We start from the raw sequence: 26,362 nt of genomic DNA on the forward strand, positions 1-26,362 counted from the left end.
GCTAGCGTGAACCGGGCGAGCCGACGGAGAAGATGGGGACAGGATGAGCATGGCCACGAGCACGGACCCGCGGACGGCCGAGCAGCACGCCGCCGACAGCCACGATCTGATCCGGGTGCACGGCGCGCGCGAGAACAACCTCAAGGACGTCAGCGTCGCCCTCCCCAAACGCCGGCTGACGGTGTTCACCGGCGTCTCCGGGTCGGGCAAGAGCTCCCTGGTCTTCGACACCGTCGCCGCGGAGTCGCAGCGGCTGATCAACGAGACGTACAGCGCCTTCGTCCAGGGCTTCATGCCCACGCTGGCCCGGCCCGAGGTCGACGTGCTCGACGGGCTGACCACCGTGATCACCGTCGACCAGCAGCGGATGGGCGCCGACCCCCGCTCCACGGTCGGCACCGCCACCGACGCCAACGCGATGCTGCGGATCCTGTTCAGCCGGCTCGGCACCCCGCACATCGGCTCGCCCAAGGCGTTCTCCTTCAACGTCGCCTCCATCAGCGGGGCGGGCGCGGTCACCGTGCAGCGCGCCGGGCAGACCGTCAAGGAGCGGCGCAGCTTCAGCATCACCGGCGGCATGTGCCCACGCTGCGAGGGCCGGGGCACGGTCACCGACCTCGACCTCACCCAGCTCTACGATGCCTCCAAGTCCCTTACCGAGGGCGCCATCACGGTTCCCGGCTACAAGGGAGGCGGCTGGAACTCGCGGCTCTACGCCGAGTCGGGCTTCTTCGACCCGGACAAGCCGATCAGCACCTTCAGCGAGCAGGAGCTGCACGACTTCCTCCGCCGCGAGCCGACCAGGATGAAGATCGCCGGCATCAACATGACCTACGAGGGTCTGATCCCGCGGATCCAGAAGTCGATGCTCGCCAAGGACCGCGAGGGCATGCAGCCGCACATCCGCGAGTTCGTGGACCGCGCGGTCACCTTCACCGCCTGCCCCGACTGCGACGGCACCCGGCTCAACGAGGGCGCCCGGTCCTCGAAGATCAGGGGCATCAGCATCGCCGACGCCTGCGCGATGCAGATCAGCGACCTGGCCGCCTGGGTGCGGGACCTCGACGAGCCCTCGGTGGCGCCGCTGCTGGAGGCGCTGGGGGACACCCTCGACTCGTTCGTGGAGATCGGCCTCGGCTACCTCTCCCTCGACCGGCCGGCGGGCACCCTGTCGGGCGGCGAGGCGCAGCGCACCAAGATGATCCGCCACCTCGGCTCCTCGCTCACCGACGTCACCTACGTCTTCGACGAGCCCACCACGGGCCTGCACCCGCACGACATCCAGCGGATGAACGACCTGCTGCTGCGGCTGCGGGACAAGGGGAACACGGTGCTCGTCGTGGAGCACAAGCCGGAGGTCATCGCGATCGCCGACCACGTCGTGGACCTCGGCCCCGGTGCCGGCTCGGCGGGCGGCACGGTCTGCTTCGAGGGCACCGTCGACGGGCTGCGGACCAGCGGCACCATCACCGGGCGCCACTTCGACGACCGCGCGGCCCTCAAGGAGACGGTGCGCGAGCCCACCGGCGCGTTGGAGATCCGCGGCGCCTCCACGCACAACCTGCGCGACGTCGACGTCGACGTCCCGCTCGGCGTGCTCACCGTCGTCACCGGTGTCGCCGGCTCCGGCAAGAGCTCGCTCGTGCACGGGTCGATCCCGGCCGGCGCGGGCGTGGTGTCGATCGACCAGAGCCCGATCCGCGGCTCGCGCCGCAGCAACCCGGCGACGTACACCGGACTGCTCGAACCGATCCGCAAGGCGTTCGCCAAGGCCAACGGCGTGAAGCCGGCGCTGTTCAGCGCCAACTCCGAGGGCGCCTGCCCCACCTGCAACGGTGCCGGCGTCGTCTACACCGACCTGGCGATGATGGCCGGCGTCGCCACCACCTGCGAGGAGTGCGACGGGAAGCGGTTCGAGGCGTCGGTCCTCGACTACCACCTCGGCGGCCGCGACATCAGCGAGGTGCTGGCGATGTCGGTGACCGAGGCCGAGGAGTTCTTCGGCGCGGGCGACGCCCACATCCCGGCCGCCCACCGCATCCTGCGGCGACTGGCCGACGTGGGCCTCGGCTACCTCACCATCGGGCAGCCGCTCACCACGCTGTCCGGCGGCGAGCGGCAGCGGCTCAAGCTGGCCACGCACATGGCGGACAAGGGCGGCGTCTACGTCCTGGACGAGCCCACCGCCGGCCTCCACCTCGCCGACGTCGAGCAACTGCTCGGCCTGCTGGACCGCCTGGTCGACTCCGGCAAGTCGGTCATCGTCGTCGAGCACCACCAGGCGGTCATGGCCCACGCGGACTGGATCATCGACCTGGGCCCCGGCGCCGGCCACGACGGCGGCCGGGTCGTCTTCGAGGGCACTCCCGCCGACCTGGTGCGGGCCCGCACGACCGTCACGGCCGAGCATCTGGCGGCTTACGTGGGGGCGTGAGGGGAAGCGGGCTGTCCGGCGGACGTCAACGGCTGTCGTCGCCGTTGCCGTCGCCCTTGTTCCAGCGGCCACTCGGTCGAGAGGGACTCCAGTGCCTGGTCACAGGTGCTGCGCGGGCCGGGCAGCTCCAGCAGGTCCTGCTCGATCGCCGCGGACCGGGGCCGTACCCGCCGGCGGCGCAGGTGGTCAAGGGCCCGGTGCCGTGCGAGGCGGCCGTCCAGCCTCGGAAACCGGCGCCGTCCCCCCGGAACCGCCCCAGGTCGCGGGCTGTCTCCAGCCAGGCGTCGGGGGCCACGTCCCACAGCGGTCCGTCGCCGTCGGCGCGTCCGGGTCACGCCGACGGCCCTCACGTCTCCCAGCGCGCGCCCTCACAGAGGCGTCACGGACACCAGGGCTCCCACGGCGCAGGTGAGCCCGGCGGTGTGATGCTTCGCCGCCCCCGTGCGCTCCTTCTGTGATGAGCACGTACCTGCACCTGAGAGCGGTGCCGCCGCCGGCACTGCGCAACAGCGTCACCTGGTTGGAACGGCTGTTCCATGACGACCTGCGGACGGTCTGCCGGCGCACCGGCCGGCACCGCGCCGAGGTACACGACCGATGCCGCCCGGACCAGGAGGTCCTGTACTCCGGCGGCACCCCGCACCCCACCCCGGCCGGGCCGGGGTCCCAGGTCGTGCTCGGCGGCCGGCCGGTCCTCCACCCCGACCCGCACCGGCAGCCGTTCCTGGTCCTGACGGCGGCCCAGGTGCACCAGGTGTCGGACTTCCTGGCGACGGCCGACTTCGCGGCGCTGTGGGGGAGCGCCCGGGACGAACTGCTGCCCCGCTACGGCGGCGCGGACGCGGAGCCCGAGGCCCGCGGGGCGTTCGCGGCGGCGCACCGGGAGCTGACGGCGTTCTACGCGCGGACGGCCGGGCACGGTGAAGCGGTCGTGAAGTGGCTGGCCGAGCAGGACTGACCGCGGATCCGGCAAATCCCGCGCCCCTCGCCAGGAGGCTCGCCGTGCGGCGAGCGACCATGGAAGGGAGAACCCGACCGACTCGCAGGAGAGGAGGAGACGGGATGGTTACGGCAGCTCAGACCGTGCTCGAGCCCGCCGAGCGGGAACGGGCCCGCAGGAGGTACTCCGACGCCGCCCTGACCACGATGGAGCCCGCGGAGCGCGTGCGGGCGGAGAAGGCGCGGCACGGGACCCGGAGCGGGCGGACACCGACCGGACCCGCGCGGGCCCAGCGGGCACGCCCCGGACAGGGCCACCCCGACGGCACGGGCCTGCACCTGCACACTCGCACGTTCCACCCCGCGGTCCCGGTCCCGTACCCGAGCGTGGAGAACCTGCCCGCGAGCCTGCAGAAGGTGCCGGCCCGCGACATGCTCTTCTACGGCGGCCTCGGAGCCCTGACCGTGGCGGGAGCCCTGGAGTGGCCGATAGCCCTGGCCATCGGCGGAGCGACCTGGGTCGTCCGCAGCAGACGAAAGGAACCCCACTGAAGCGCTGACCAGGGGCCCGACCCCACCCGGCCTGGCCCCTGAACGCCGCGCCCTACCGGTAGAGCCGTACGCCGCCGTTCGAGCCGAGGGCGTTGAGTTCGAGCACGCCGCCGTCCGGGGTGACGTACACCGTGCCGGCGCCGAAGTTCCACTTGCCCGTTCCCACCGGCAGTCCCGCGACCGGGGTGGTGCGACCGGTGCGCGGGTCGATGGTGACGAACTGCGGGGTGCCGGACGCGGCGACCGCGTACACCTTGCCGTCCGCGCCGGACGCGGGGACGGCGAGTGCCGCGGAGCGCAGGGTCCAGAGCTTGCGGCCGGTCCTGGTGTCGAAGCCGTCGAGCACCGCCTTGCCGGCGGACGACGCCGGGGTGACCAGGACGTCGCCGTAGAGCCGGGCGGAGTGGTCGGCGCCGGAGTCGTTGCCGGGCGTGAGTTCGTCGTCGCCCACGGCCAGTTTGCGGCCGGTCCCGGTGGTGCCGAGGACCCGCACGGCGTCCTGGCGTGCCGTGTGGACGGCGGCGACCAGCGGCGAGCCGGACAGGATGTGCGTCACGTCCGAGTGGGCCTTCTCGGACTTCCGCCAGATCACCTTCCCGGTCTTCCCGTCGTACGAGGTCAGGGTGAACCTGGTCTTCTGGTCGAGGCAGTAGTCGTCCACCAGCACGACGCCGTTCGCGCCCCAGTCGTAGGCGTTGCAGTAGTGACCGCGGGCCTTGTAACCCCACACGCGGCTGCCGGTGCGGACGTCCACACCGCCGAGGAAGTTCTCGCTGACGACGGTGGCGACACTGCCCTGCACATAGGTCGTGGCGGTCGCCGCCGCCGGATGCCTCTTGCTGGTCAGCGGCATGGACCAGAGGATCTTGCCGGTGGACGCCCGGACGCCGGCCAGCCAGGTGCAGGTACTGCCGTCCTTGCCGAAGGCGACCGTGCCGATGCCCTGGGCGCTGAGCGTCGGGGACATCCCGCAGGGGACGGCACCGCGCTGGGCGGCGGTGGCGGAGGACGCGGAGCGCCACACCTCCTTGCCGTCGGTGAGGCCGTAGGCCCGCAGGCCGCCCCGGGTGCTCGCCCGGACGAGCAGCTTGTCGGTGAGCCAGCTGCCGACCAGCGCGTCGTCGGCGGCCGGCGCCGGTATCTGCCACGCCTGCGTCAGGTTCTTCGAGGCGACGGCGAGGGCCTCCTCCTGCCTGAACATGACGGCCGCGGCCCCGCCGGCGGCGACGAGGACGGCGAGGACGAGCGCGATCCTGCCGCCCCGCTTGGTCTTCCCGGCCTTCCCGGCCTTTCTGCCGTTCGCGTCGGCAAGTGGCTGCGGCTGCGGCTCCGGTCGCGCGGCGGCCGGCTCGGGGCGGCGCAGGGGTGTCCGGCGCTCCGGCTCGGGCAGGTCCTCGTGGGCACCGGTGCGGGGCTCGGGGAACCGCAGCGGCATGGTGGAGTCCCACCGCGTGCCGGCGGACCTGCCGGACGGCTCGCCCGGCGACCTGCCGTCCCCCGGTCCGTCCGAAGCCCGGCTGTCCCACGACGCGGCCGACGGCGTGCCGTACCGCTCGGCCACCGGCCGGCCGTCCCAGGGTCCGGCCGCCGCACCGCCGTAGGGCTCGCCCGACGCTCCGCCGTGCCGCCCGGCCCCCGCCCGGCCGTCCCACGGCGCGGCCGACGAGGTGTCGTACCGCTGGTCCGACGAGGCGCCGTACCGCTCGCCCGTCGACGCGCCGTACCGCTCGCCCGGCGCCCCGCCGTCCCACGCCACGTCCGACGACCGGTCGTCCCACGTCGCGTCCGACGACTGTTCGTCCCACGGCGCGGCCGGCTCCGGCTGCCGCCGTCCCCCGTAGGGCTGCGGGCCCGCCGCCGACCTGCGGGGCCGGAAGGCCCAGCCGTCCTCCTGCGGAGCCCCCTGGCCCGGCGACGATTCCGTCGTCATCTCCGTGATCTCCCCTGGTCGGGCATCCGCATGCGTCAGCCGCAGTGATGCGCCACGATAAATGTCGTTCCGTGCGGCCCTGCGCCCGGACTTCCCCGTCTGCCCCTGGATCAGCCGGTCTTGAACGAGTGACCGAAGCCGTAGCGGCCCGACTCCACCTTGAACGCGGCGAGCGCCCCCATCGAGGTGCTGATCCGCCAGTCCATCAACTGCTTGCCGCCCGGCCAGTCCTTGCGCTGGTCGTACCAGACGAGCCCGATGACACCGGCTTTCGCGGCACCCCGGAACAGGTCGCGGATGCGCGCCTGCTTCTGGCCGCTCTCCGCCACGCCGGTCTCCGCGATCAGCACCGGCTTGTGGGAGAAGGCGGCGATCTGGTGCAGGGAGGGGGTGAACAGGCTGGAGAAGGCGACGCCGTCGATCGGTCCGTAGTAGCCGATGAGGCCGACCCAGTCGACGTAGGCGTCGCCCGGGTAGTAGGGGCGCAACTCGGCCGGGGTGCCCGAGTCGACCACGTGCGGGGTCCACACCCAGAGCACGTTGGTGACGTGCTGTGCGGCGAAGACCTCGTGCACGTGCTTCCACGCCGCGACGAAGTCGGCGGCCTTGGTGTGCTTGGGGCCCCAGGAGTTCCACGGACCGTTCATCTCGCCGGCGAAGGAGAGGGCCAGCGGGCCGTCGTAGGCAGCGATCTGTCCCGCCAGCCGGCGGATGTACGCGTCCTCCTTGCCCTGGGCGATGTCGGCGAGCGCGACGTCGGAGGGCACCAGCGCCATCATGGGCAACTGGCCGTGCTGCCACAGGAAGGCGTTGCCCTCCGTGTCGAAGTCGTCGCTCCAGGAGCTGTAGTACTCGCGGATGTCGGGGGCCCGCCCGGCCTCCTTGGTGAAGGAGTCGACGATGCCGTACTGCCAGGGCGTCTTGTCGTCGACGACGCCCAGCGCGCGGCCGGACGGCTCGCGCAGGGACGAGACCTCGAAGTGCGTGGCCGCGGTGGTGGCCTTGCCCGGCCCGGCGCCGCTTTCCCCGCTGCCGCAGGCGTCCACCAGGAGTGTCACGGCGGCCATGAGGAGCGCGGCGACCGTGAGGCGGTTGCGGCGGCGGGATATGGCCATACGTGCGGGTCCCATCGAACAGGAGGTAAAAGGAGGGTGCGGCGTCATGCAACTCTACGAGACCCGCGTGACATTCACTGAATCTTCATATTAATCTAGTTAGATGATTCCGGACAGCTTGGCTGGTGTCCATTTACTCCCCAATTCATAAGTATTCTCAGCATTTCCGCACCTCACTGCTTTCGGCGGCGCCGAGCCTGCAGTCGTAACACCCTGAAAGAAGGCTCGAGCTGCCGATGACCAGTACCTCCACGGAGGTCGAGCCGGCACCCGTCTTTGTGGACCAGACCGGTCTGCGCGGACGCCGACTGCGCGGGCTCGGCTGGCTGCTGGGCATCGTCTGCACCGGATTCGTGGTGGCGATGATCTTCGGCCTGGTCGGCACCCAGTCGCAGGCACCCGGGCTCACCGTCCCCCGCACCGCGGACACCACGCCGCCCAGCCAGTACCTGAACGCGCCGCTGCCCGCGGCCCCCGGCGCCGCCGGGGCCGGCCAGGGCACCACCACCGCTACAGCGGCCCTCCCCGACGCCACCGCGTCAGTCCCCGTCGGCGCGGCGGGAGTTACGGCGGTGCCCGGCACCGCGACCGCCACCGCACCGGCGCTCACCCCCGACGCCACCGCGTCGCTCCCCGCCACGACGGCGGCCGGCACGGGAGCGTCGAGCTCCGTGACCGCCCCCGCGCAGTAGTTCAGACGCGACCGACCAGGAAGTCCATGTCCCGCTCCCGCCGTCAACGCTCCCGGCAGTCCATCGCCCGGCCGCGCCGACTCGCCGCACCACCCCTGCGTTTCTTCCTGCCGGTGACCGTACTGGCGACCCTGCTGGCGCTGATGGTGCTCCGGGGCATGGCGAACAACGAGGTTTTCCACGACGAGCGCATCGCCGTCTCCGTGGACAAGAAGACCGTCCCGACCAGCGTGCTGGAGGGCGGCCCGGTCGTCGACGCGCGCGGCGACAAGAACGACGAACCGGTCAACTACACGATCCCGGACAAGACCGTCGTCCTGTCCTTCGACGACGGCCCGTCCGCCCGGTGGACGCCGAAGATCCTCAAGGTGCTCCAGGACGAGGACATCCGCGCCGACTTCTTCGTCACCGGCTCGATGGTCACCCGCAACCCGGCGCTGATCCGCCAGATCGTGGCCGGCGGCCACGAGATCGGTCTGCACACCTTCACCCACCCCGACCTCGCGCTGCACTCCGGCAGCCGGCTCACCTGGGAACTGGGCGAGACCCAGCTCGCCCTGGCCGGCGTCGCCGGCATCCACTCCAGCCTGTTCCGCCCGCCCTACTCCTCCACCGTGGACGCGCTGGACGACTGGTCGTGGCCGGTGACCAAGCAGGCCGGCTCCGAGGGGTACCTGACCGCCTTCATCGACAAGGACACCGACGACTGGAAGCGCCCCGGCGTCGACTCCATCGTCAAGGCCGCCATGCCCGACCTCCCCGGCCAGGGCCAGATGATCCTGCTGCACGACGCGGGCGGCGACCGGGCCGAGACGCTGGCCGCGCTGCCGGTCATCATCGACAAGCTCAAGGCCCAGGGCTACACCTTCAAGACCATCGGCGAGGCGCTGGGCACCGGCTCCGCCAACACCGAGGTCAGCAGCTTCAGCCTGTGGGTCGGCAAGGCGTTCCTGTGGTGCACCACCGCCTCGGTGTGGCTGATGCCGTGGCTGGTCGGTCTGCTCGCCGTCATCGGTGTACTCGTCATGGCGCGGTTCGCGCTGATGCTGGTGCTCTCCGCCGTCCATGTGCGGCGCACCCGCAAGAAGGGCTTCTCCTGGGGCGACCCGGTCACCGAACCGGTCACCGTGGTCGTGCCCGCGTACAACGAGCAGGAGTGCATCACCAACACCCTGCTCTCCCTGGCCAGAAGCGACCACCCCATCGAGGTCATCGTGGTCGACGACGGTTCGACCGACGACACCTCCGCCATCGTGGAGGAGCTGGACCTGCCCATGGTCCGGCTGATCCGGCAGCCCAACAGCGGCAAGCCGGCCGCCCTCAACACCGGTGTGGCCGCCGCCTCGTACGACCTGATCGTCATGATGGACGGCGACACCGTCTTCGAACCGTCCACCGTCCGGGAACTGGTGCAGCCCTTCGGCGACCCGCGCGTCGGCGCGGTGGCCGGCAACGCCAAGGTCGGCAACCGCGACACGCTGATCGGCGCCTGGCAGCACATCGAGTACGTGATGGGCTTCAACCTCGACCGCCGCATGTACGACGTGCTCAACTGCATGCCGACGATCCCCGGCGCCGTGGGCGGCTTCCGCCGTACGGCACTGGAGCAGGCGGGCGGCATGAGCGACGACACGCTCGCCGAGGACACCGACGTGACCATGGCCCTGCACCGGGCCGGCTGGAAGGTCGTCTACGCCGAGGACGCCCGCGCCTGGACCGAGGCGCCCGTCAGCATGAAGCAGCTGTGGTCGCAGCGCTACCGCTGGAGCTACGGCACCATGCAGGCGATGTGGAAGCACCGGCACTCGCTGCTGGAGCGCGGTCCGGCCGGCCACTTCGGCCGGGTGGGACTGCCCTTCGTGGCCCTGTTCATGGTGATCACCCCGCTGCTCGCGCCCGCCATCGACATCGGCATGGTCTACGGCGTGGTCTTCGTCGACGCCTACAAGACCCTGGCCGCGTGGTTCGCCGTGATGGCGCTGCAGGCCGTCTGCGCCTGGTGGTCCTTCCACCTGGACAAGGAGAAGGCGTGGCACCTGATCACGCTGCCCGCCCAACAGGTGGTCTACCGGGTGCTCATGTACATGGTGCTGCTGCAGTCCGCCATCACCGCTCTGACCGGAGGCCGGTTGCGCTGGCAGAAGCTGCGCCGCACCGGTGAGGTCGGGCTCGACGTCACGACGGGGGCGATGTCTTCGTGAGTACCGTGGAACCAGGTGCCTACGGCATCCAGGACTCCTCCGAGACCATGGCCCTGCGGGTGATGGACCCGGCCGTGTTCCCCACGCAGCGCACCGCGGAACCCCAGGCGCCCGAGGCACCTGAGGAGGCCGCCCCGGCGGCCGCGCGCAAGCCCGGCCGCGACCGCTACCTCGACCTGCTGCGGGCGCTCGCCCTGGTCCGCGTGGTCGTCTACCACAACTTCAGCTGGACCTGGCTGCCGATCGTCTTCCCCTCCATGGGCGTCATGTTCGCGCTGGCCGGGTCGCTGATGGTGCGGTCCCTCAAGCGGCCGGCGCTGAGCGTGATCCGCGGCCGACTGCGCCGGCTGCTGCCGCCGATGTGGCTGTTCGGCGCGGTCGTGGTGCCGCTGATGTTCCTGGAGGGCTGGCGGCCCGACCCGCACCACCCCAACTGGTGGTACGGCGACCTGCTCTACTGGATCCTGCCGTTCAGCGAGCCGCCGTTCGGGGCCACGCTGCACACCTTCGGCGGGCACCTGCCGAGCTCCTGGGCCGAACAGATCTGCGTCCCGCTCTGGTACCTGCGCGCCTACCTCTGGTACGTCCTGCTGTCGCCGCTCATGCTCAAGGCGATGCGCAAGCTGCCCTGGGTCACCCTGCTGGTGCCGCTGGCGCTCGCCGTCTTCATCAACTCCGGCCTGGTCGACCAGTCCGGCCGGCTGATGGAGGCCGCCACCGACTTCACCACCTTCGGCGCCTGCTGGCTGCTCGGCATGGCCCACGCGGAGGGCCTGCTCCGCAAGATCCCCCAGTACGTCGTCCCGTCCATCGCCCCGCTGGTGCTCATGTTCGGCTTCTGGTGGCTGATGCAGTCACCGGTGGACGACCCCCGGACCGGGCACGACCTGGAGGCGGTCCCGGTCGCCCAGGCGATCTGGTCGTTCGGCGCGGTGCTGCTGCTGCTCCACCTGAGCCCCTCCTGGGAACGGTGGCCCAAGCCGCTGGAGCGGTTCAACGGCGTGATCAGCCTGCTCAACTCGCGCGCGGTCTCGGTGTACCTGTGGCACTCGTTCGCCCTGGTCCTCACCGAGCCCCTGATCGACCCGCTGTGGAGCAACGACTTCTTCTACCACCACGCCCAGTGGCTGCTCATGAGCCAGTGGACGCCCCTGGCGATAGCCGTCCCCCTGATCTGCCTGGCGATCCTCCTCTTCGGCTGGATGGAAGACGTGGCCGCCAAACGCAGCCCCCGCCTCTTCCCGTACCCCCGCCGGGCGAAGGGCCGACGGAGGGGCCGCTGAGCGGGCACATGAGGCGTCTCTCCGCCGAGCGCACGGGATCCCGGGTCCGGGAGGCCGGACTCCCGACTGCCAGCGTCCGCCACCATGTGGGCTGAAGAGATCGTGGCCGGCCGACCGGCTGGGCGGCACACCCCTTCCGGAGCGGTCTTCCGGGCGGTGCCCGGGGGACGTTCCGGGTCGAGCCGTTCCTGATGGCCCGGCACCCGCTCACGGTGGCGCAGGTACGGCACTGGCTCCCCAAGTACGAGGACAGCTTCACCGAGTCGCTGACGACCGCGGCCAGGTTGGAGGACGACCTGGACGACCTGCTGAGGACATGGCCGTTCCGGCTGCCGAGCGAGGCGCAGTGGGAGTACGCGGCGCGGGCGGGCACGACCACGCTGACCTTCCTCGGGAACGCCAGGCCGGACGAGGACCAGTTCTTCGACGACTTCGCCGACGAGGAGCGCACGGCCGCGGCCGAGAACGCGTTCGGCCTGGCGGCGATGGTGCTCCTCGCCGCCCTCCGTGACGAGCAACACGACTTCACCACGCTCCGGCCGGGACGTCGAGCACCGAGACACACGTAGACGAGCCGCGCAGCACCGGACTCCCGCCCGCTCGGTCAGCGTCCGGTCGATGCTCGCGCAGTTGCTCGCGCTCGCCGGTGTCGTATCCCGGCGCCGTGCCTGAGCCGGTCACAACAGCCCCGAAAAAATTACCGAACTCATGTACAACCTTTACGCCCCGGCCCAGGTCTCCTGATCGCCGCTCTCCTGTGAACCGCGGGCAACTCAGGTCGAACACGGGGGAGCCGCAGCCCGTCGACTGCGGATGCCCGCCAGGCATCCCCTGCATGCCGCAGGAGAAACAGCATGCACAAGCACCGCCGACTCGCTCTCGCGACGGCCACCACTGCCGCGCTGACGGGTGGTGGTCCGCTCACCTTCGCCGCCTCCCCCGCGACCGCGGTGGACTCCGCCAAGGTCGCGAAGGCTGACTTCAACGGCGACGTCGCCACCTCGGCACCCGGTGCCCACGTCAGCGGCCAGAAGGACGCCGGCCGGATCGTCGTGCCGTACCGCACGGCCACCGCCGGCGTCTCCGCCTCGGGTGCCCCGCGGTCCGGCGCCGTCTTCGCCGACTGACCACCCCTCGTCCCGCTCATCCCGGTCGGGCCCATCACCTCGCGGGCCCGGCCTCTTCCCACCCGGAGTCCTGTCTTGCGTAAGCGCGTCCCGCTGCTGGCTGCCATCCTGACCACCGGCCTGCTCACCGCCCTGCCCCTCACCCCCGCCGCCGCCGCGCCCTCCCGTCTGGCCGGCGACTTCAACGGCGACGGCTACCTGGACATCGCCCTGAGCGCCGCCGGCCACCAGGTCGGCACGGCACAGCAGGCCGGTGCGGTCGTCGTGCTCTACGGATCGTCCTCGGGCGTCTCGGCCGCCAGGCGCGCCGTCATCACGCAGAACTCCGCCGGTGTGCCGGGCACCGCCGAAGCGGGGGACCTCTTCGGCGAGAGCCTGGCCGCCGGCGACCTCGACGGCGACGGCTACTCCGACCTCGTCGTGGGCGCCCCGAACGAGTCCATCGGCGACCGGGACGGCGTGGGCAGCGCCACCATCCTGTGGGGCGGCAAGTCCGGCCTGTCCGGCGGCGCCGTGGTGCCCCAGCCGTCCACTCTCGACGAGTGGAACAACTTCGCGGCCGGCATCGCGGTCGCCGACTTCGACGGGGACGGGAAGAACGACGTCACCCTGACCGGGCGGACCCAGACCCGCGTCTACAAGGGCCCCTTCACGCGCACGGGCACCCCGGTGAACAACCTCCGTGTCGGCGAACTGGGCACCACCACCAACGTGTTCGCGGGCGACCTGAACGGCGATCGCGCCGCCGAGCGCATCTACCCCTTCCTCGTCGACGGCGACGAGGGCGGCGACATCAGGTACTTCACCTGGAACGGCTACAAGCAGGTCATGAAGGACCTGCCGAACGCCGACGGTCTGCCCGGCTCGATCGGTGACATCAACGGCGACGGCTACGGCGACGTGGTCCTCGGCGACCCCACGGACCCCAGCACGCTCAAGAAGACCGGCCACAAGGGCGGCCAGATCTCCGTCTGGTACGGCGGCCCGAACGGTCCCGACCCCGCCCAGACGCCGACCGTGATCCACCAGGACACCGCGGGGGTGCCCGGGGCCGGCGAGGCCGATGACCTGTTCGGCTCGTCGATCAGCACCGGTGACATCAACGGTGACGGCTACGGCGACGTCGCGGTCGGCGCACCCGGCGAGGACGTGGGCACGGTCGGTGAGGCCGGCGCGGTGACCGTCCTGTTCGGCTCCGCCTCGGGCCTGACCACCAAGGGCGTCAAGACCTGGACGCAGGACACGGCGGGCGTTCCCGGCAGCTCCGAGGCCTGGGACCAGTTCGGCCAGTCGGTGCGGCTGGTCGACATCAACAAGAACGGCAAGGCCGACCTGGTCACCGGCGCCGGCGGCGAGAACGGCTACGGCGCCGTCACGATCCTGCGCGGCACCGCCTCCGGCCTGACCACCGACTCCGCCAAGTTCATCGGCGCCCGCGACGTCTCCGTGCAGGGCATCGGTGAGTTCGCCTGGGCCATCGCCCAGTGACACACCCCCGCCCCGAGCCTCCCCGAGGTAACTCCATGCGTACACGCGTTCTCGCCGTCGCCGTCGCCGGCATGCTGGCCCCGCTCACCCTGACCGTCCCCACCGCCCACGCGACCGCGGCCGCCGCCCCGTACGACTTCAACGGCGACGGCCGCGCCGACCTCGCGATCGGCGCCCCCGGCGCGACGGTCGGCGGCCGGTCCAAGGCGGGTGCCGTCTCGGTCGTCTACGGCAGCTCCACCGGGCTGAAGACGGCCACCCGCACCCTGATCACCCAGAACACGGCCGGCGTGCCCGGCACCGCCGAGGCGGACGACGCGTTCGGCAGCGCCGTGGCCTCCGCCGACCTGAACAAGGACGGCTACGCCGACCTCCTGATCGGCGCGCCCGGCGAGGACGTCGACGGCGACACCAACGGCGGCGCGGTGGTCGCCGTCTGGGGCTCCCCGTCCGGGCTCTCCGGGGCTCGCACGGTCGTCAACTACGGGAAGTCGGAAACGGACCGCTACGGGCAGGCCCTGGCCGTGGGCGACCTCGACGGTGACGGCGACCTCGACGTCGTGATCGGTTCCACCGGTTCCTGCGCCCTGAGCTTCGTCAACGGCCCCGTCACCCGGTCCGGCTCGTTCCAGGGCGGCTCGGGCGCGGGCTTCCCCGCCCCCTACTCCCCGTCGTACGGCGTCACCTCCGTGTCCGCCGGGCGGATCTCCCCCGCCTGGTCCGCCAGCCTGGTGGTGCACGGCCGACAGCCCCGCACCGGTGCCGCCGTCACCCACCTGGTCACCGACCCGTCCATCGGCAACTACACCGACTGGTGGCAGGAACTGCCCGCCGGTACGGTCTCGGCGGTCGGTGACATCGACAAGGACGGGTACGCCGACATCGCCATCGGCAATCCGGCCGAGACCTCCGCCGACCCGGCGGGGGCCAAGGGCGGCAAGGTCACCGTGGTCTACGGCGGACCGGGCGGCGAGGACACCTCCCGCGCCCCGCTGGTCCTCGACCAGGACACGCCGGGCGTGCCGGGCGCGGCCGAGGCGGGCGACGCCTTCGGCAGCAGCGTCTTCCTGGGCGACGTGGACGGGGACGGGTTCAAGGACCTGGCGATCGGTGCGTCCGGCGAGGACTCCGGCACCGGATCGGTCACCGTTCTGCGGGGCAGCGCCTCCGGACTGACGACCAAGAGCGCGGCGTCGTACACCCAGAACACCGCGGGCGTCCCCGGCACGGCCGAGAAGGGCGACAGCTTCGGCGCACGGGTCCTGCTCGCCGACCACTCCGGTGACCACCGCGCCGAGCTGACCGTGGGAGGCCCGGGCGAGAACGCGGGCGACGGCGCGGTCTGGTCGCTGCGCGGCGCCTCCGCCGGACCGACAACGGCCGGGGCGCTCTCCTTCGGCCCGTCGGCCATCGGGGTTTCCACGGCGGGCACCCCGCGGTACGGCTCGGTCCTCAACAACTGACGCCGCCTTGGCTCCGGCGTCCTGAGCCCTCAGCTTGGAAAGCTGAGGTGATCTGAGGCGTACCTGCTGCTGAGCGGTTTTGGTGCGAGGCCATGTGATGTGCCGGTGTTCCCCGGGGTTCCCCGCAGAGTCCGGCACGGACCTGGCACGACCTCTTCGCTCGCAGTCGGCCGGCGCAAGACGTCGGGTCCGCTGCGATCGCGGCGGACCCTACGCCTTTACCGTCGCAGCCGTTACTGCTGGCTCGGCCCTCACCAGCCCGCCGGCCCCGCGGACATCACTTCACCACGACGTTGTCCCCGGACGACGCCGACGGCCCGGTGGTGGTGTTGCCGTAGTACACCCAGCGCCACGTACCCGTCTTGGAGGCCTTCACGGTGGTCCTGAGATCACCAGAGCCGTTCGCGTACACCTTCTTCACCGTGGTGTAGGCGGCGGTGCCGGCAGGCTTGAACTGCAGACTCACCAGGCGGCCTCCGTAGGAGGCGTACTTCCTGGTCTCCCAGTTGGCCCGCGTGACCTTTCCGGTCACGGTGATGGTTTTGTCCTTGGCCACCGGCTCGGGCGAGGCGTTGACGGTCAGACGGGAGTTGCGCTTGACGAGGACCGTCAGACCCTTGTCGTCGGTGTCACCACCGCCGCCCTCGAAGGACACCTCGGCTCCGACCTTCCAGGCCCCGGCCTCGCTGTTACGCATGTCCCACACGCTCGGGTCGAAGTACATCGTCTCGTTGAAGTCGCAGACGCCCGAGCTCACGTTGATGCAGTCGCTCGTCTCGATGGCGTGCCACAGCCGATCACCTGAACCACCGCGGTACAGGAACACCGCCGGCCACTTCCACTTGTGAGTGGTCGCCATCCGGAAGGAGGCGGGCACCGCAACCTCCGTCGACACCCCGATCACAATCGGCTTGCCGCCGTTCACCTGGACACGGGTGAACGAGACCCCACCCTCGGCCGCCCCGGCAGGCGCCGCGGCCACGGCCGTGAACAGCGCCGCCGCACCACCGGCTACGACGACTCTCCAGACCCGCTTCCCCACCTGATCCCCAATCTCCTTACGGAAAGGCACCGAAGGCACATCCCCCCGGCGCCTTACAGACAGCCGGCATCCGCACGGGGTTGTACACCCGCGAATCACAATGGGGCGTCAGACGATCCCCGCCGAATACACGCACGTCCCCTCGGCGGACACCCGGCGGGCCCTCCGGAAGCTCGGGAAGGCTCTCGGCGGCAATGATCACGAAAGTCCCCCCAGGACGTGCCGGACACAGGATCTGCATCGCGATCCGAGGGTGGGCGTCGAGGGCGGCGGGGAGCGAGGCGCACGTGTGGCGGGTGTCGTGCACGCGAATCCGGCGGACGCCGGCGCGCTCGCAGCGGCGGTCCAACTCGCGGGTGAAGTTCCGCGGCTCCACCGGGGTGCCGTTGCGCTGCTGTCCGGCGGAAAGAAGCGCCCCGTTCCGGCGATCCCGGTCCCCACGGGCAGAGCACGAACCGTTCACGGCTGGGAGAGCCCTTGTCGAGCCGCGGATTACGGGGCAAGGCGTTGGCGGGTCACAGGGCTTGTCGCTCCCGACCGTTGGGGGCGATAGGCCCTGCCGCGCCGCTGGCTAACCCATGGTCTTGGCGCCGTCCAGGGACTCGCGGATGATGTCGGCGTGGCCGGCGTGCTGGGCGGTCTCGGCGATGATGTGCATCAGCACCCGGCGGGCCGTCCATCGCGCGCCCGACTCGGACCACGGGGCATTCGGTAGTGGCTGTGTGGCGTCCAGGTCGGGCAGGGTGACGACCAGTTCGTCGGTCCGACGGGCTACCTCGGCGTAGTCGGCGAGCACACCGGTCAGTGTCTCGCCGGGCAGCATCCGGAACTCGTCGGCCCGCCGGGCCCAGTCGGCCTCGGTCATGGTGGTGAAGTCGGGCATCGCCGATGGGCCGTCCAAGATGAACTGCACCCAGGTTCGCTCGACCGCGGCGACATGTTTGATCAGGCCGCCCAGGCACAGCTGGCTGGCGGTGGTCCGGAGCCCGGCCTGCTCGTCGGTGAGGTCGCGGGTGGTGAATCGCAGGAAGTGCCGATGCTTGGCCAGCGCCTCCAGCACGTCGGCGCGCTCGCCGGTGGCCGGGTCGTGGGCCGGGTCGTGGGCCGGGTCGTGGGTGGCCAGTTCGTTGACAGTCACGGTCTCGCTCATGGTCGCTGCCTTCCATGGTCCTTGTTCCGCCGGCAAGGAGGACGCTAGAGGCAGTAGAGGTCAGATTCTGACCTAAACGACGGGCGAGGATCGACGGCAGTGAGCCTCCCCGGTACTCCAAGGAGCTGGAGCGAACCGGGCGCATCGGCCAGCGCGACGCCGTGGTGACGGGTGAATGGCGTCTTCGATGGACGCAAAAATCGAACACATGCTTGAATTTGGTCATGCGATCGTTCCCCGCCGATCTCGCCCAGGCACAGCAGGAGTGGAGTGCCACCTACCAGCAGCTCGCCGACCAGCCCGGCCGCACCAAGCTGCGCCGACGCCTGTATCGGCTGTCGGTTCAGGTGTTCTTCCACCCCTACTGGCAGCAGCAGCGGCCGAGTCCTGTGGCGTGGCAGGAGCTGCGCATCCTGGGACTTTCGGACCGGGACTCGACGTGATCGGCCCGCTCGACCTCCGTGGGGCTTCCCCGCGACCCCTGCCACCGACCAGAGACTGGGAGTCCCCGAATGACGCGCTCGCATGCGGGGCCGTGCGCCGGGGATGATCCTGAAGGCATGGCCGGCCCCATTCGCGTGATCGTCCACCCGCCGTCGCCCACGGGTGGACGTCGCGTGCGCGTGGACGGCGAAATCCTCGGCCTGGCCCACAACATCGGCGACCTGGTCGAGTTCCTCCGCCGGGCCGGTCTGGAGCTCGACGCTGCCGAGGTCGCGGCGGCGCCGTGGATCGACTGGCGCGGAGTGGGACCGGATCGCTGGGGCCCAGAGACAAGCAGCTGACGCCCGCTCCCCAGCAACAGCACCTCGGACAACACGCTTTCCAAGTCTGTTGGCGGTTGACAGGGCCGTGTGCTGGAGCGTTCACCTGCGTTCATGCTTGTCCGGATCTCCAATCCGGCAGGTCACTCGGTCCCGGCCGAACGCCGATGACCGCCGATGAATGAGACGGAAACCGGGCCGGACAGGCTCCGTCCCTCCAAGCGGTTGGCTGGTGGCCGCGCGATACCGGTGCGACCGTAGCCGCATGGGCTTGTGGATGTCGTGGACGCTGGAGGGCGTGGGAAGTGCTGGCCAGATGGTGGCTGACATCGCGGCGGCTGTCAGGACCCTGGATGGCTCCGTGGAACGATCACGGCGGGCTTTCGGCTCCGACGAGCAGGGGTGGCAAAAGCTAAGAGACGCCGCAGGTCTGGTGGGCGCGCGAGCCCTTGATGAGGGCCTCGCGGCCTTCAAGCGAGGTCAGCCATGGTCGCTGGATGTTGGTGGCGTGTCTGTTCTGCTCATCCCGAGAGACGATCGAACTTGAAAGCCGTCGTGGCGCAAGCCACTGTGAGTTCAACTCCCCTACGCACCGCAAGTCGTGGCCCCGGACATCAGCAGTGACAGAGCAGGTCGACGACGACGGCTCCGGCATGGAGGCCGTCGAGATAATTGTTGGCCTGTTCCCAGTAGCCGTCGCGGTCCGCATCCATCCACACACCGTCGAGGGTGACCAGGGCAGAGCCGGGCACAGCGCACTGGACCGACGACTGCCGGGCTTCCTCGTGCTCCTGCGCGAAGTACGCGACCGGGTCATTGAATAGGAACGATGTGTCGAAGTGCGGGTCGCCCGAGACGGCCCGCTGCGCCACGTCCTGCACCAGCGGCTGGGCCAGGTGCTCTCTCTTGGCGTCCGCCAAGGAGTAGCCACCGGGATCGGACTCGTGGCGGGCGACGAAGTCGGACAACGGGCGGGCCGGCGGGTGCAGCGCGGCTAGTTCCTCCCAGGCGGCGAGCCTGGCATCATGCCTTTTCGCCGCTCGCCGCCGCATAGCGCCGAAATCGAGCAGGTCCCGAGGTCCGCCGTAGCACTCCAGCGGCCCGAGGGCATCGAGCTTGGCCTTTCTGCGGGGGACGGTGGAGGTCGTGACGAGCCTGCGGTCGCCGTCATGCTCGGGCCGGGTGAGGTAGGGGCTCTCCGCATCGGAGTAGATGACCCACCAGTCCCACTGGCCGACCGGGTTCCAGTCGTCGGTGAGGTTGGCGTCATACGGCGCCATGACGGCCGCTATCGCTTCCGGAAGCTTCCGTGGCTTGGTTGGCGGCAGGCACACCGTGACGAAGAACTTGCTCATACGCTGGATCGTAGAACCGAGGTGCTGTTCGAGGCATAACGTCCTCCACCCGCTGGACGCCCCTTCGACCAACAAGCCACAAGATCGGTACGACAACAGCTACTTAGACGGCGGGCAGGACGGCGAGCACCAGAGCCGCCATCGCAGAGAAGACCGCCACCAAGGCCCAGCGCGCTCCGCAGCAGGAAAACGGTGGTGTGCACAGAGAGCCTCATGGATGGCGGCTGCCCTGGCAGGTCTCTGACCTGGGCCAGAGCCCGATCGGGGCTGCTGTTCCCCGTGGATCCCCGCTGCGTCCCGCCGGACCGGGCACGCAACGGGCACGGACTGGGCATGGAGCGATGCCGTTCCTTTCAGGGCCTCAGGCCCGACCATCACCCCGGACCGTGCTGATCAGAACCTCCGCCGCCCCGGGATCGCCGGCGAGCCGCCCGGCCTCGCGCACCTGCTCCTCGTCCAGGGCCCCGGCCTTCGCCAGCTGGATCGCCTCGTGGATGCCGTCTCCGTCGCCGTGCGCGAGCATGACGAAGAACCAGCGCACCGCCTGAACCGGGTCCGGCGCGGTGCCGAAGCCGTCGCGGTACCAGCAGGCGGCGGCATTCATCGCCCCTTTGTGCCCGCGCTCGGCCGCCCAGACGTACCAACCCAGTGCCTCCTCGTCCCGGTCCAGCGCTGACAGCCGGTCGGCGAGCACGGCACCGGCGACGACGATCCCCTCCCGCGCGGCAGCCTCGAACAGCCGTAGGGACTCGTCGGGATCGTCGATCAGTTGGGCGAGGTTGAACCTGCCGTAGGCGTCCCCGCCCTCGGCAGCCGCCCGGAACAGCTCGGCGGCACGCTCGCGGTCCTCTTCGACGCCGAGACCCATCATCAGCGTGTACCCGTAGGTGCGCTGTCCGGCCGGGTGCCCGGCCTCGGCCGCCGCGCGCGCATAAAGCACGGCCATGGGCAGGGCCGACTCGTGGAAATACTCCAGATAGATCCCGGCGAGCAGCGCGGCGGCCTCCACCGACCCGCTGTCCGCCAGCGGTACGAGTTCGACGGTTACCCGAGTCGCCAGCTCGGCGCCCTGCGCACTGCCCTCCATGGCGGCCCGGACGAAGGCGTGCCCCGCGGCTACCCAGTCCCCGGCCTCGGCGGCCCTTCGCCCCTCGTCCAGATGCATGCCCAGACTTTAGGGCCGTTGTCCGGCGGGCTACAGGCGGGGCCGACGGCCCCAGCCACGACGTGTTCTGACCTCATGCACTGTGCTCCCGCCCTGAGGAGCGAAGCGACGACGGGTGTGAACGACGGGAGCGGATGAAGGCGCTTGGGATGCGTCTTCGGGGGCTGCGTGCTGAAGCTGGCCTGACCGGTGCCGTGTTGGCGCAACGGGCCGGCGTAGGACAGCCAACCGTGTCCAAGGTGGAGAACGGGCGGATGGTCCCGAGCCTCGATCGAGGATCAGGGGTGGGACCGGCTCGCCGCTGACGAGGAGTGGGAGGAACACGGCCTGGTCTTCTCGCCGGCCGTCGGCAAGCCGCTGGATGCCGCCGACGTCCGCAGTGCCTTCCGTCAGGCGCTCAAGGGTGTCGATGGGATCAACGCCGACGAGTGGCCCGTGATCCAGACCGGCGCCGTGGTCATGGACGGCATCTTCGGCACGCAGGAACGGCGTCCGTAGGCACGCGAGAGGCGGTAGTCACTCAGATAGACACGCAGACAGAAACAGATCAGGCCGGTACTGAATTCAGTACCGGCCTGATCTGCTGTTTCGGCTGTCGGGGTGGCGGGATTTGAACCCACGACCTCTTCGTCCCGAACTCTCGGCGGGTGGATCATCAGGGGCCAGCAGGCTGGTCGGTCGGCCGCTGACGGCCCATGCCGGTCGTCTGCGGTCACGGTGGTTGCTGTACTCCGCTGCTGTACAGCAGTCGCGTTGATCACCGCTTTAGGAGTTCGATCAACCGTGGGCTGCTGCGTGCTGGGGCGATGGGTGTAGTGCCGTAGCGGACCGCTGGGGCTGTGGGCGTACGCCGTCGTTGATGTCAGCTGTGGATGTCGGGCAGGCCCAGGCACCATGCTCACCGTGCGGTAGTCGTACCCGCCCTGCCCTCAGGTCTGTTGGTGCTTCAGCGACCCTGATGCCCTGCTCCGATATGGGACGCTGCGGGTCGGTCTGCGCGGGGCGCCCCTTTTCTCGTCGGCAGGGAGAGCGCGGTCACCACAACAGGAAAGCAGTGAGCGGCCATCCTGGTAGCACGAGGAGGAATCCGATGATGGCCAGGCCCATGCCGCGCTGGCCCCCTCGGGCCACCTGGATGATGGCGACGATGCTGAAGGCGAGTGCCAGCGGTGTGAAGAGCAACGACACAAGCAGCCCTAGGATGCCGAGACCGATAAGCAACAGCAACGACAGCAGTGAGAGGACCAGTGCGGCGATGGCTGGAACATTCCACTCTCTCGGAGAGTGCACTGGTTCGCTGGGCCAGAGGTAAGGGCCGGACGCAACATGCCATTCTGAGCCCCTGTATGGGCCGGGTGACCCGCCCGGGGTCGGATCTGAATCTGCCATCGGGTGGCGCCCTCCCGGCTCCGCATCTGAGGTCGAGCGGTGCACCGACCCGCCCGAAGATTCGCATAAATGTGCGGTGTGGGCTACCTCGGGTTCCGGACGTCCGTCCGGGTACACCCGGCTCTTCGGGCGCTGCGCAGATGCGGGCATGACGAAGCCCCGAACCGCCGGCGAAACAGCTGGTGGGGGCTTCTTCGGGCGGGCTTACTTCTTCTTGCCCTGGGTCTTGTCGTGGATCACGGCGACCAGCGTCTTCGCAGGCCCAAGTGGTACTCACGTACGGCCAGGTGGTCATCATTGGTCGTCGTTGGTCCCTGTCGAGCGGCCCCGGACGGCCCAGGGAGGCCCCCGGCGGTCGGTCATGTAGAACTGCGCCATGGACAGGTCTGCCTTTGTCTGGGACGAGTACTTCTGGCGAACGACGGTCCGCCTGCCCGCTGGGGGGTGGACATCGGCCGACGCACGTACCGATAGATCACCCGTGCCTGAGCCTGTCTCCCTTTACTACGCTCCGGAGGGCAGAGATGACCACCCGCTGAATGAGTCAGAGATCGCCTCAGTGGCATGGACGGTGGCCAACCTCCCACGCCTGATGGACTCCCTCTTGCCCGGACTGTTTGCCTACTACCAGGCGATCTGTGCCGATCCCGACGGACTGGATCCGGACTACCTGCCCGCTCTTGATCAGGCTGAAGAGCTGAAGTCGTTGATCGGTATCGAGTCAATCTACGTCCACCAGATCTCTAAGGACGGCAAGCCGTACGTCGGCTTCGAGGCCACCTGCCTGTGGGATGAAGAGCACGGTCTGGGCGCCCTCATGCACGACACACGCATCGTCAAGGTCGGAGGCGGCGATACGGCCGTCCTCCTCTGGATAGCCGAGGAAGACAGCGAAGGGACCGATGAGGTCGACGCCGCGACTCGTCTATGACAAGTGAGGCGCCTACTGAATCCAGTAGGCGCCTCACCTGGTGTTTCGGCTGTCGCGGTGGCGGGATTTGAACCCACGACCTCTTCGTCCCGAAGCAACTTGAGTGAGTGTTCGGTATTGGGTTGGTGTGCCACCTACCTGCGCTGACGGTCCACTGGCGCTCGCGTCCGTCCGTCGTTGTCTGCTGGCGTTGTCACGCAGTTAGACACTCACCCGAGCTGGCGCCCGCTCTGGCAGGGCCCCTGCCCTCGGGGGCCGAGCGCACCCAGCGCGCCGAGTACGAGGCACGCGGTACCGAAGAGGAAGACGACTCGTCCGAGAGCGCAAGCCGCGACGTCGACTCGTTTCACCTTCATCAAGTCGAGCCATGCCAAGCTCACGTCTTGCTCAGAAGATCCACGGAAGCTAGCAGTCCGCCTCTTCGCGCTGACATGATCCCGTCAGTGCCGGTGAGCGATCGAACACGGCGCGTCAACTCCCCTGACCAAGGAGAAAATGTCATGCGCACACCCACGGCGGCCCTGCTCGTGCCTGCCATCGCTATTACCCTCCTCGCCGGTGGGGGTCCGGCGTTCGCGGACGACTCGGTACCCGCCGCGAATGACAGCACCATCGCTACGGCCCCGCCAGACCAGCCGGAGGAGGCGGATCTCGTTGAGGGCGCCCCCGACACGCCTGCGGCTGCACCCTCCGATACCGAAGACGAGGGGGCCAACGTCCCGTCCGGCCGCGTATGCGAAGCGGGTTGGTACTACTACCCCACCAGCAAGAAGAAGGACTACCACAAGGGCGTGGGGGCGGAGCAGTCCAACTACAACGGAACCCCCCACATGGCTAAGTCCACGTTCGTTTCCGAAACGTCAGGCACCGTCGGCGTTGCCTTCAGCGGGGAACTCAAAGTGACTGCGAAGTCGTTGGTCACGGAGGTCGAGGCCAAGTGGGGCGTAAACGTCTCCGTGTCCCTCACCGCCAAGATCGGCAACACCGTCAGTGCGGACACCCCGTCACACAAGACCACCTTCGGCCGGTACGGGGTCTACCGGCTGAAGAGCTACGGGTACAACCAGTACACGCACGCCAACTGCGTCAAGGGCACCAAGAAGAACGCGACCGTCTACACGCCGCACCGTGTCGGCTGGGCCATCTGGGAGAGCTGACATGTCCCTCCGAACCCTCGCAGGACTGAGCCTCGCGTGTGCTGCGCTGCTCGCCCCGCTCACAGGCTGCACCTCGGATCACACCGAGGCCAAGGAACCTTCGCATCCCACAAGTTCGTCCGAGTCCGGTACGCCGACAGCGACGGCCTCTCCGGACCACAGTGCACAGCCATCCGTCCAGAAGCCCCCCGAGCTGGACGCCGACGAAACACTCGCCGGCCGGCGGAAGGTGACCACCGGCAGCGCGAGCTTCACCTACAGCAAGGGCAAGAAGGGGGACGCGCTGATCGTCGCGGTTCGCTGCCAGGGCGCAGGGAAGATCAAGGTCGCAGTGCGGTCTGTGCACGTCACCTTCCCGCTGGAGTGTGTCGCCGACCAGGTCAGCACCACCTACAACCAGGTGGGCGTCGGCGGAGTGGACCGCAGCGGCGTCGTCTCCGTTGAGGCCCCCTCGTCCGTGCGCTGGTCGATGACCATCGGCCGGGGTGAGCCCGCGCAGGAGGAGACGCCTACGGCGAAGTCTGAATCGCTCTGATTCACCAGCAACCGACCGAGCCGGGCCCGGCTTCCACCTGGAAGCCGGGCCCGCGGTGTGTGCTCACTCTGGTGGTGCATCCAGTAAATCGTTCAATTCACGGCTGCACTGAGCTGCCCTGTGCATCTCGAGGCAGCTCCGGGACGTCAGGCAGCATCCATGGCTCGCGGTTATCACCCCGCCCTGCCTGAACGGCCTAATGATGCAAAGACAACTTCTCCGTGCAGGTTGCTCTGGGGCGCACGCTTTCCAAGTCTGTTGGCGGTCCACTAGGGGCCGTGCCGGGGCGTTCACCTGCGTTCATGCCCGTCCGGGCGCTCATTACGAGTCGAGTGCCGGACCCGCCTGAATGGTGGTGTCCGTCGCTGAATGAGACGGAAACTGAGACGGACGAGCGCGAGCTGACCAGGTTCTTCGGATCAGCCGCAGGCGCATCCGGCCGCGGTCGGGGGCTCGTCGGCGGCCTGGCCGGTGCAGCCGGCCTGTGCGCTGCACTACCTCGGCTTCGGGCGCCATCGGCGTGCTGCGCCGAAGGGGCTCGCATACCTTCACGTCATGAACTTCAACATCACCGCGGGGGAGGAAGCCGTCGTGTTCCACGTAGCGAGCCGTGCACAGGACGGCTTCTCCCTCACGGATGACGACTTGGCGGAGGAACTGGGCGAAGAGGTCCGCCCACTGCTGCGATCGCTCCTGGACAAGGGTTGGCTTGTCGTTGACGAGGATCGTGAGCTGGCCTTGTCCACGATCGCGAGGCACGTCGTGTCCAGCCGGAGGGATGCCGAGGGGCCGCAGGCATAGCAAGACCGACCAGGGACGGAGCCGTCGACGTTTGTCAGCATCGGTCGTCGTTGAGCGCCCTCCGACGGCCCGTCACGGCCCGAGGTCACAGAGGTTATGGGGAGTTGGCTGCCCCTTCGCCGGGCTGAGGTGGGGTCTCAGCCGGCACGTTTAACTGGGATTTGTCGAGGAGCCTTATGTACAGCTCGATGCGATCTTGACCATCCGGGAGCTGTCCTATCTCCTCCGCTATGCGGATATGCAGCGCCTGGCGCTCGATCTCTGTCCGCCGGATGCGATCTTCTGCCCAGCGGCCCATAGCTCTGTCGTGGTGATCGACCCGCCACGTTCGACACTCCCTGAGCAGCACGGGCAGCAGTCCCACTATCGAGAGCACGACGATGACCCACCAGGGAGCCCCGCTCGCTGCTGCGCCGACTGAGCTGGTCGCGCCAATCAGCGACGACGTGAGGGACGAACTCATGATCGCTTCCTTTCGTGCCTCGCACAGCGGGCATGGCGATGGCGGATGGGAATTCCGCATATAGGGATGAATCGCAGGGTTCCGGGCATGAAAAAGGCCCGAGCGAGTCGCTCGGGCCTTAAGGGGCTGGCCCCCGATGCCGTGTCGTTAGACCTGCTTGGGCAGCAAAAAGGCCGTCCCAGCACTCTGGAACGACCTAGAGAGATGCACCGCGTACAACGCGGCTAGCGTAGCGGACCATCTCCGCACGCCGCGGGTCATTCTCAAGGGATGGGTTGGCGTCCCCGTGGGATTTCGGGCATCGGAGGTGTCTCGCCGGGGCTGACTAACTCCCGAGTCCATTCGTCGCGGTGCGCCTTTGGGAGTTCGGTCAGGTCGTACCGGAT

At 69.5% G+C, this 26,362-nt stretch carries 25 protein-coding genes and 2 pseudogenes; 18 read left to right on the plus strand and 9 right to left on the minus strand.

Annotated elements, in window-relative coordinates:
- The first annotated feature begins 43 nt into the window (after window positions 1–43).
- A complete protein-coding gene (locus PV343_RS13390) occupies window positions 44–2,434 on the plus strand; it encodes an excinuclease ABC subunit UvrA (protein ID WP_319147105.1) in 2,391 nt (796 codons plus the stop codon).
- 32 nt (window positions 2,435–2,466) lie between these two features.
- Here PV343_RS13390 and PV343_RS13395 read toward each other — a convergent pair.
- Window positions 2,467–2,732: pseudogene (locus PV343_RS13395) on the minus strand (sigma factor); the annotation flags it as partial.
- A 159-nt stretch (window positions 2,733–2,891) separates the two neighbouring features.
- Between PV343_RS13395 and PV343_RS13400 the strand changes: the two are divergent.
- Window positions 2,892–3,392, plus strand: a complete 501-nt coding sequence (locus PV343_RS13400; RefSeq protein ID WP_319147106.1) for a DUF1877 family protein — start codon at window positions 2,892–2,894, stop codon at window positions 3,390–3,392.
- 104 nt (window positions 3,393–3,496) lie between these two features.
- The gene (locus PV343_RS13405) at window positions 3,497–3,925 is read left to right on the plus strand and encodes a hypothetical protein (RefSeq protein ID WP_319147107.1); all 429 of its coding nucleotides are present in this window, start codon (window positions 3,497–3,499) and stop codon (window positions 3,923–3,925) included.
- Between the two features lie 52 nt (window positions 3,926–3,977).
- On the opposite strand, the gene PV343_RS13410 is transcribed toward PV343_RS13405, so the two are convergent.
- Both PV343_RS13410 and PV343_RS13415 read right to left on the minus strand, forming a co-directional pair.
- A complete protein-coding gene (locus PV343_RS13410; protein WP_319147108.1) occupies window positions 3,978–5,855 on the minus strand; it encodes a PQQ-binding-like beta-propeller repeat protein in 1,878 nt (625 codons plus the stop codon).
- A 110-nt stretch (window positions 5,856–5,965) separates the two neighbouring features.
- The gene (locus tag PV343_RS13415) at window positions 5,966–6,985 is read right to left on the minus strand and encodes a glycoside hydrolase family 26 protein (protein ID WP_319147109.1); all 1,020 of its coding nucleotides are present in this window, start codon (window positions 6,983–6,985) and stop codon (window positions 5,966–5,968) included.
- Between the two features lie 221 nt (window positions 6,986–7,206).
- On the opposite strand from PV343_RS13415, the gene PV343_RS13420 reads away from it, so the two are divergent.
- The 7 genes from PV343_RS13420 (at window position 7,207) to PV343_RS13450 (ending at window position 15,224) form a co-directional block, all read left to right on the plus strand.
- Entirely contained in the window at window positions 7,207–7,662 is a 456-nt protein-coding gene (locus PV343_RS13420) for a hypothetical protein (RefSeq protein ID WP_319147110.1), read from the plus strand.
- Window positions 7,663–7,688: 26 nt separating this feature from the next.
- The gene (locus tag PV343_RS13425; protein ID WP_319147111.1) at window positions 7,689–9,863 is read left to right on the plus strand and encodes a bifunctional polysaccharide deacetylase/glycosyltransferase family 2 protein; all 2,175 of its coding nucleotides are present in this window, start codon (window positions 7,689–7,691) and stop codon (window positions 9,861–9,863) included.
- Window positions 9,864–9,910: 47 nt separating this feature from the next.
- Window positions 9,911–11,146: an acyltransferase family protein gene (locus PV343_RS13430; RefSeq protein ID WP_387953495.1), complete on the plus strand. Its 1,236-nt coding sequence runs from the start codon at window positions 9,911–9,913 to the stop codon at window positions 11,144–11,146.
- Between the two features lie 191 nt (window positions 11,147–11,337).
- Window positions 11,338–11,715, plus strand: coding sequence for an SUMF1/EgtB/PvdO family nonheme iron enzyme (locus PV343_RS13435; RefSeq protein ID WP_319147113.1), 378 nt, complete (start codon window positions 11,338–11,340; stop codon window positions 11,713–11,715).
- 285 nt (window positions 11,716–12,000) lie between these two features.
- Window positions 12,001–12,273 carry a hypothetical protein gene (locus PV343_RS13440; protein ID WP_387953440.1) on the plus strand — a complete coding sequence of 91 codons (273 nt, stop codon included), beginning with the start codon at window positions 12,001–12,003 and terminating at the stop codon, window positions 12,271–12,273.
- Between the two features lie 75 nt (window positions 12,274–12,348).
- Window positions 12,349–13,761: an FG-GAP-like repeat-containing protein gene (locus tag PV343_RS13445; protein WP_319147114.1), complete on the plus strand. Its 1,413-nt coding sequence runs from the start codon at window positions 12,349–12,351 to the stop codon at window positions 13,759–13,761.
- A 35-nt stretch (window positions 13,762–13,796) separates the two neighbouring features.
- Window positions 13,797–15,224, plus strand: coding sequence for an FG-GAP-like repeat-containing protein (locus PV343_RS13450; RefSeq protein ID WP_319147115.1), 1,428 nt, complete (start codon window positions 13,797–13,799; stop codon window positions 15,222–15,224).
- A 277-nt stretch (window positions 15,225–15,501) separates the two neighbouring features.
- Here the strand turns inward: PV343_RS13450 and PV343_RS13455 are convergent, their stop codons facing one another.
- Window positions 15,502–16,266, minus strand: a complete 765-nt coding sequence (locus PV343_RS13455; protein ID WP_319147116.1) for a hypothetical protein — start codon at window positions 16,264–16,266, stop codon at window positions 15,502–15,504.
- A 571-nt stretch (window positions 16,267–16,837) separates the two neighbouring features.
- Entirely contained in the window at window positions 16,838–17,416 is a 579-nt protein-coding gene (locus PV343_RS13460) for a DinB family protein (RefSeq protein ID WP_319147117.1), read from the minus strand.
- A gap of 224 nt (window positions 17,417–17,640) precedes the next feature.
- Between PV343_RS13460 and PV343_RS13465 the strand changes: the two genes are divergently transcribed.
- On the plus strand, window positions 17,641–17,859 hold the full coding sequence (locus PV343_RS13465; RefSeq protein ID WP_319147118.1) for a hypothetical protein: 219 nt from the start codon (window positions 17,641–17,643) through the stop codon (window positions 17,857–17,859).
- A 117-nt stretch (window positions 17,860–17,976) separates the two neighbouring features.
- Window positions 17,977–18,201 (plus strand): hypothetical protein, encoded by a 225-nt coding sequence (locus PV343_RS13470; RefSeq protein WP_319147119.1) that lies wholly within the window; start codon window positions 17,977–17,979, stop codon window positions 18,199–18,201.
- A gap of 593 nt (window positions 18,202–18,794) precedes the next feature.
- Here the strand turns inward: PV343_RS13470 and PV343_RS13475 are convergent.
- Window positions 18,795–19,535, minus strand: coding sequence for a hypothetical protein (locus PV343_RS13475; RefSeq protein WP_319147120.1), 741 nt, complete (start codon window positions 19,533–19,535; stop codon window positions 18,795–18,797).
- Between the two features lie 361 nt (window positions 19,536–19,896).
- On the minus strand, window positions 19,897–20,700 hold the full coding sequence (locus PV343_RS13480) for a tetratricopeptide repeat protein (RefSeq protein WP_319147121.1): 804 nt from the start codon (window positions 20,698–20,700) through the stop codon (window positions 19,897–19,899).
- A gap of 149 nt (window positions 20,701–20,849) precedes the next feature.
- On the opposite strand from PV343_RS13480, the gene PV343_RS13485 reads away from it, so the two are divergent.
- Window positions 20,850–21,005 carry a helix-turn-helix transcriptional regulator gene (locus tag PV343_RS13485; RefSeq protein ID WP_319147248.1) on the plus strand — a complete coding sequence of 52 codons (156 nt, stop codon included), beginning with the start codon at window positions 20,850–20,852 and terminating at the stop codon, window positions 21,003–21,005.
- A pseudogene (locus PV343_RS13490) lies at window positions 20,974–21,198 on the plus strand (site-specific integrase); the annotation flags it as partial. The gene PV343_RS13485 and the pseudogene PV343_RS13490, both read left to right, overlap by 32 nt.
- Window positions 21,199–21,735: 537 nt before the next feature.
- Here the strand turns inward: PV343_RS13490 and PV343_RS13495 are convergent.
- A complete protein-coding gene (locus PV343_RS13495; RefSeq protein WP_319147122.1) occupies window positions 21,736–21,927 on the minus strand; it encodes a hypothetical protein in 192 nt (63 codons plus the stop codon).
- Between the two features lie 538 nt (window positions 21,928–22,465).
- On the opposite strand from PV343_RS13495, the gene PV343_RS13500 reads away from it, so the two are divergent.
- The 4 genes from PV343_RS13500 (at window position 22,466) to PV343_RS13515 (ending at window position 25,513) form a co-directional block, all read left to right on the plus strand.
- On the plus strand, window positions 22,466–23,020 hold the full coding sequence (locus tag PV343_RS13500) for a DUF6985 domain-containing protein (protein WP_319147123.1): 555 nt from the start codon (window positions 22,466–22,468) through the stop codon (window positions 23,018–23,020).
- A 500-nt stretch (window positions 23,021–23,520) separates the two neighbouring features.
- Entirely contained in the window at window positions 23,521–24,177 is a 657-nt protein-coding gene (locus PV343_RS13505) for a hypothetical protein (protein ID WP_319147124.1), read from the plus strand.
- A gap of 229 nt (window positions 24,178–24,406) precedes the next feature.
- Window positions 24,407–24,712, plus strand: coding sequence for a hypothetical protein (locus tag PV343_RS13510; protein ID WP_319147125.1), 306 nt, complete (start codon window positions 24,407–24,409; stop codon window positions 24,710–24,712).
- 555 nt (window positions 24,713–25,267) lie between these two features.
- On the plus strand, window positions 25,268–25,513 hold the full coding sequence (locus PV343_RS13515) for a hypothetical protein (RefSeq protein ID WP_319147126.1): 246 nt from the start codon (window positions 25,268–25,270) through the stop codon (window positions 25,511–25,513).
- A 94-nt stretch (window positions 25,514–25,607) separates the two neighbouring features.
- Here the strand turns inward: PV343_RS13515 and PV343_RS13520 are convergent, their stop codons facing one another.
- A complete protein-coding gene (locus PV343_RS13520; protein ID WP_319147127.1) occupies window positions 25,608–25,976 on the minus strand; it encodes a hypothetical protein in 369 nt (122 codons plus the stop codon).
- Window positions 25,977–26,362 lie beyond the last annotated feature (386 nt).

It is taken from the genome of Streptomyces sp. WI03-4A, from assembly GCF_033792105.1.
Lineage (GTDB): Bacteria > Actinomycetota > Actinomycetes > Streptomycetales > Streptomycetaceae > Streptomyces > Streptomyces collinus_A.

Coding starts and splice junctions, on each gene's coding strand:
- PV343_RS13405 (WP_319147107.1), top strand. CDS start 3,497: ATGGTTACGGCAGCTCAGACCGTGCTCGAGCCCGCCGAGCGGGAACGG.
- PV343_RS13500 (WP_319147123.1), top strand. CDS start 22,466: ATGGACAGGTCTGCCTTTGTCTGGGACGAGTACTTCTGGCGAACGACG.
- PV343_RS13475 (WP_319147120.1), bottom strand. CDS start 19,535: ATGAGCAAGTTCTTCGTCACGGTGTGCCTGCCGCCAACCAAGCCACGG.
- PV343_RS13415 (WP_319147109.1), bottom strand. CDS start 6,985: ATGGGACCCGCACGTATGGCCATATCCCGCCGCCGCAACCGCCTCACG.
- PV343_RS13460 (WP_319147117.1), bottom strand. CDS start 17,416: ATGAGCGAGACCGTGACTGTCAACGAACTGGCCACCCACGACCCGGCC.
- PV343_RS13435 (WP_319147113.1), top strand. CDS start 11,338: ATGGCCCGGCACCCGCTCACGGTGGCGCAGGTACGGCACTGGCTCCCC.
- PV343_RS13440 (WP_387953440.1), top strand. CDS start 12,001: ATGCACAAGCACCGCCGACTCGCTCTCGCGACGGCCACCACTGCCGCG.
- PV343_RS13450 (WP_319147115.1), top strand. CDS start 13,797: ATGCGTACACGCGTTCTCGCCGTCGCCGTCGCCGGCATGCTGGCCCCG.
- PV343_RS13430 (WP_387953495.1), top strand. CDS start 9,911: ATGGCCCTGCGGGTGATGGACCCGGCCGTGTTCCCCACGCAGCGCACC.
- PV343_RS13480 (WP_319147121.1), bottom strand. CDS start 20,700: ATGCATCTGGACGAGGGGCGAAGGGCCGCCGAGGCCGGGGACTGGGTA.
- PV343_RS13390 (WP_319147105.1), top strand. CDS start 44: ATGAGCATGGCCACGAGCACGGACCCGCGGACGGCCGAGCAGCACGCC.
- PV343_RS13505 (WP_319147124.1), top strand. CDS start 23,521: ATGCGCACACCCACGGCGGCCCTGCTCGTGCCTGCCATCGCTATTACC.
- PV343_RS13420 (WP_319147110.1), top strand. CDS start 7,207: ATGACCAGTACCTCCACGGAGGTCGAGCCGGCACCCGTCTTTGTGGAC.
- PV343_RS13400 (WP_319147106.1), top strand. CDS start 2,892: ATGAGCACGTACCTGCACCTGAGAGCGGTGCCGCCGCCGGCACTGCGC.
- PV343_RS13515 (WP_319147126.1), top strand. CDS start 25,268: ATGAACTTCAACATCACCGCGGGGGAGGAAGCCGTCGTGTTCCACGTA.
- PV343_RS13425 (WP_319147111.1), top strand. CDS start 7,689: ATGTCCCGCTCCCGCCGTCAACGCTCCCGGCAGTCCATCGCCCGGCCG.
- PV343_RS13485 (WP_319147248.1), top strand. CDS start 20,850: ATGCGTCTTCGGGGGCTGCGTGCTGAAGCTGGCCTGACCGGTGCCGTG.
- PV343_RS13470 (WP_319147119.1), top strand. CDS start 17,977: ATGGCCGGCCCCATTCGCGTGATCGTCCACCCGCCGTCGCCCACGGGT.
- PV343_RS13520 (WP_319147127.1), bottom strand. CDS start 25,976: ATGAGTTCGTCCCTCACGTCGTCGCTGATTGGCGCGACCAGCTCAGTC.
- PV343_RS13410 (WP_319147108.1), bottom strand. CDS start 5,855: ATGACGACGGAATCGTCGCCGGGCCAGGGGGCTCCGCAGGAGGACGGC.
- PV343_RS13465 (WP_319147118.1), top strand. CDS start 17,641: ATGCGATCGTTCCCCGCCGATCTCGCCCAGGCACAGCAGGAGTGGAGT.